This is a genomic window from Lampropedia hyalina DSM 16112 (genome assembly GCF_900129055.1).
In the GTDB taxonomy this organism is placed as follows: Bacteria; Pseudomonadota; Gammaproteobacteria; order Burkholderiales; family Burkholderiaceae_C; genus Lampropedia; species Lampropedia hyalina.
This window is the reverse complement of record NZ_FQUZ01000056.1, coordinates 1-3,675: the sequence shown is the minus strand read 5'-3', so window position 1 is coordinate 3,675 and position 3,675 is coordinate 1. Positions and strand designations below refer to the sequence as shown.

Here is a 3,675-nt window from a genome sequence, read left to right as displayed (position 1 = left end):
TGCGAAACTCAGGTGGATACTGCGGGCGTTTTGAAGACATGATGGACTCCTTCTTTGAGAAATATAAGGTGTCCGGTCAATGGGGGGAACTTCAGTCACCCTCAACGTTCCTTTGTCGGGTAATTGGGAAGAGGATAAAGCCATTATCATAAAAGCCGCTGGACAGCCTACGCCTGCTGATGAATACTTTACCCACGCGACCGTGATTAAGGGTCTGTTCGACTGTCGCACCTATAACACGCCAGCTCAGCCAAATCATCCCCAGAGAAAAGGTCTGCTGCGAAAAGTCCACGATGAGCTTTATCCAATCGCTCATTTCGCGAAACTCTATTTCACATGCCCGAAGAATGTTGTCGTGCAATGGATCGACGGTAATCAGCAGCACGATGCTATAGTCGAATATAGGAAAGAGGGTTCAAATCAGTCGGATATACGTTATCTCGAAGTCACAACACTTCAGGGTAAGGAAGATGCCGACGAATTGGAAAAACTATCGAAAGACTCTATCTACACGACGGTGGGCAGCAATACAGCCCAAGAAAAACATGATCGAAAGGTCGCTCAGCTGAGAAATATACTCAACAAAAAAGCAGCCATCGTCTACCCGGATAAAACCGCACTGCTGGTTTACACCGACGAGGACAGATTTCAACATTTTCATTTTGGAATGCCGGAGCCAGTGATCAATAAAAAAGCAGAGTACGAAGAAGTACTTCGCGAACTTGAGCTATCGCTTCAAAACTTCTCTCACGTTTTCATTTTCAGTAACAGCGAGATCTACTGCGCGTGGACGAACTCTAAATAGAAGAGTGAGGCGTGCGGCGTCCAAAGGCATGAGAGGCAGCTCAGGGTCGATAGCATCCCCGGCACATCAAACCCAATCTTCATAAACCAAGTTGTAACCCTGCAAAATTCGTGCGCATTGTTTGTCACGAGTATGCTGCCCGCAGCAATGGCGTGGCCTGCTATGGCGGTGTCGTTGGAGCTAATGGGTGTGCCGGTGCCAGGCCAGAGAGAGATTTTTTGACTTTGATGGTCGCATCCACAGCATCTTTGCCACAGTTGGCATTGCTGCTTCATTTTTCCAATGCTTCGGGTACGCACAGCATCCGCTGGCTGACGAAGCGGGTGCTGTGTCCGGTCAGTGGGTCGGTGAAGTGCAGTTCCTGTGCCAGCAGTTGCATGGGGTGGCTGTAATCGCCGACAGCGGGTTCGTTCAGGTGGGGGTAGTAGGGGTCGTGGCGGATGGGGATGCCCAGGGCGGCCAGGTGGACGCGCAACTGGTGGCGTTTGCCTGTGACAGGTTCCAATTGGTAGCGTGCCCAGCGGCCGATGGTTTCGGTGATGTGCAGGCGGGTGTGGCTGTTGGGTGGGCCGGGGTGTTCGGCCATGCGGAAGAATTGCTGCGGGTCTTCGGCCAGGTGGCTGTGGTGTTCGCGCGGTTGCAGGAAGTGTGGGTCGAAGGGGGCGATGGCCTGGTAAATTTTGCGCACCTGCCGTTGCCGGAACAGCGCGTGGTAGGCGTTGCGGCTGGCGGGGTTGGTGGAGAACAGCACGAGGCCAGCGGTGTCGCGGTCGATGCGGTGCAGGGGGCTGAGCTGGGGCAGGCCGGTGTGCTGTTGCAGGCGGTGCAGCAGGGTTTGCTGTACGTATTGCCCGGCGGGCATGACGGGCAGGAAGTGGGGTTTGTCGGCGACCAGCAGGTGTTCGTTCTGGAACAGGATGCTGGCCTCGAACGGGATGGCGGGTTCGTGGGCGACGGCGCGCTGGTAGCGAATGTGCTGGATGCCTGCGACGCTGTCGCTGGCCTGAAGTGGATGTCCGTGGTCGTCGCAGACGAGGCCATCGTGCAGGCGTTGTTGCCAGACGGTGGCCGGAATGTGGACAAAGCGTTGGCACAGAAATTCCAGCACCGTGCCCTGGGTGCGGGCGGGCACGCCGACGCGGCTGGTGGGCAGGCTGGGTGCGGGCATGGCCTGGATTACAGGTATTTGACCAGCACCTTGCTTTTGCGGCTCCAGTTGTATTTTTCCTTGCGGGCCTGGGGCAGCCAGTCGGGATCGACGGTTTCGAAGCCGCGTTTGATGAACCAGTGCATGGTGCGGGTGGTGAGCACGAAGATGCTTTTCAGGCCCATGAGGCGTGCGCGCTGTTCGATGCGCTTGAGCAGTTTTTCGCCGTCGCCCTGGCCTTGCGAGTGGGGCGAGACGGTGACGGCGGCCATTTCGCCGGTGCTTTTCTCGAAGTAGGGGTAGAGTGCGGCACAGCCGAAGATCACGCCGTCGTGATCGACGATGGTGTAGTTGGCGATGTCGCGTTCGATTTCGGTGCGGCTGCGCTTGACCAGCGTGCCGTCGTTCTCGAAGGGTTCGATGAGTTGCAGGATGCCGCCCACGTCGTCGGCGGTGGCCTGGCGCACTTCTTCCAGGCGTTCATCGACGACCATCGTGCCGATGCCGTCGTGGACGTAGATTTCCAGCAGGAAGGAGCCATCCGTGCTGTAGGGGATGATGTGGCTGCGCTCCACGCCACCTTCGCAGGCCTTGATGCAGTATTTGAGGTAGAAGCCGGTGTCGGTGGGCACTTCGGCTTCGGGGGCCTGGGCGAAGATGCGGCGGGCATCGGCCAGGGTGATTTCGGTGGCAATGGGGTTGTCGTCGCTGACGGGTTGTGTCGGGTTCTGCGCAATGCCGGGTACTTCGCAGACGTACAGCAGCTTGTCGGCCTTGAGGGCAATGGCAATGGAGCTGGCGACTTCTTCCATGGCCAGATTGAAGGCTTCACCGGTGGGCGAGTAGCCGAAGGGCGAGAGCAGCACGATGGATTCCATCTCCAGTGCGTGGCGGATGCCTTCGGTATCGACTTTGCGCACCTTGCCGGTGTGCTGGAAGTCCACGCCGTCCAGGATGCCCATCGGGCGGGCGGTGATGAAGTTGCCGGAAATCACCCGCACCTTGGAGCCTGCCATCGGGGTGTTGGGCAGGCCCTGGCTGAAGGCGGCCTCGATCTCGTAGCGCAGTTGCCCGGCCGCTTCCTGGGCGCAGTCCAGTGCCACCGGGTCGGTGATGCGGTGGCCCTTGTAGTGCTGCGGGGTGTGGCCCTTGGCGAGCAGTTGCTCGTTCACCTGGGGGCGAAAGCCATGCACCAGCACGATTTTCACGCCCATGCTGTGTACCAGCGCGAGGTCTTGCACCAGGGCTTGCAGCTTGCCTGCCGCAATGGCTTCGCCGCCGATGCCGACCACGAAGGTCTGGTGGCGGAATTTGTGGATGTACGGGGCCACCGAGCGGAACCACGGCACGAAGGTGAAATTGAAGACGGCTGACATGGCAGGAGAGGGGGCACCCGGTTGAATATGACGACAGGCTGGATTTTGCGGCATTTTCGGATAGCTGGTGGGCAGTAGCGAATGATGCAAAAAGATTTTTAATTTACGTTATGAAACCATTTTATTCTGCGAATTGATTGTGACAAAATAATGTCAAGTTTCATTTTTTACTTTTACTGGGGTTTATCAGGAGATGTCTTGCCTGCTGAAGCCAGTAATCGAGTTTCAAAAAATATCGCTGTGCCTTCGTGCCCGAACTGCGGGATGCCCTAGGGCGTGTCATTCATTAGATTCACCCCCGCGCCAGTGCGCCCCGGCAGGCCAATCTAGGCGCACGCCGCCGCCCG

3 protein-coding genes are annotated in these 3,675 nt (G+C 57.6%); 1 reads left to right on the top strand and 2 read right to left on the bottom strand.

What is annotated here, in order from left to right:
• Positions 1-79: 79 nt before the first annotated feature.
• Positions 80-805, top strand: a complete 726-nt coding sequence (locus BUE21_RS14615; protein WP_143164552.1) for a hypothetical protein — start codon at positions 80-82, stop codon at positions 803-805.
• A 271-nt stretch (positions 806-1,076) separates the two neighbouring features.
• Here BUE21_RS14615 and BUE21_RS14050 read toward each other — a convergent pair whose 3' ends face one another.
• Positions 1,077-1,973 (bottom strand): pseudouridine synthase, encoded by an 897-nt coding sequence (locus BUE21_RS14050; RefSeq protein ID WP_073357263.1) that lies wholly within the window; start codon positions 1,971-1,973, stop codon positions 1,077-1,079.
• An 8-nt stretch (positions 1,974-1,981) separates the two neighbouring features.
• On the bottom strand, positions 1,982-3,328 hold the full coding sequence (gene argA, locus BUE21_RS14045; RefSeq protein WP_073357262.1) for an amino-acid N-acetyltransferase: 1,347 nt from the start codon (positions 3,326-3,328) through the stop codon (positions 1,982-1,984).
• Positions 3,329-3,675 lie beyond the last annotated feature (347 nt).

What these genes read in the sequence shown, in the direction of transcription:
- BUE21_RS14050 (WP_073357263.1), bottom strand. Translation starts at nt 1,973, where the DNA reads ATGCCCGCACCCAGCCTGCCCACCAGCCGCGTCGGCGTGCCCGCCCGC.
- argA (WP_073357262.1), bottom strand. Translation starts at nt 3,328, where the DNA reads ATGTCAGCCGTCTTCAATTTCACCTTCGTGCCGTGGTTCCGCTCGGTG.
- BUE21_RS14615 (WP_143164552.1), top strand. Translation starts at nt 80, where the DNA reads ATGGGGGGAACTTCAGTCACCCTCAACGTTCCTTTGTCGGGTAATTGG.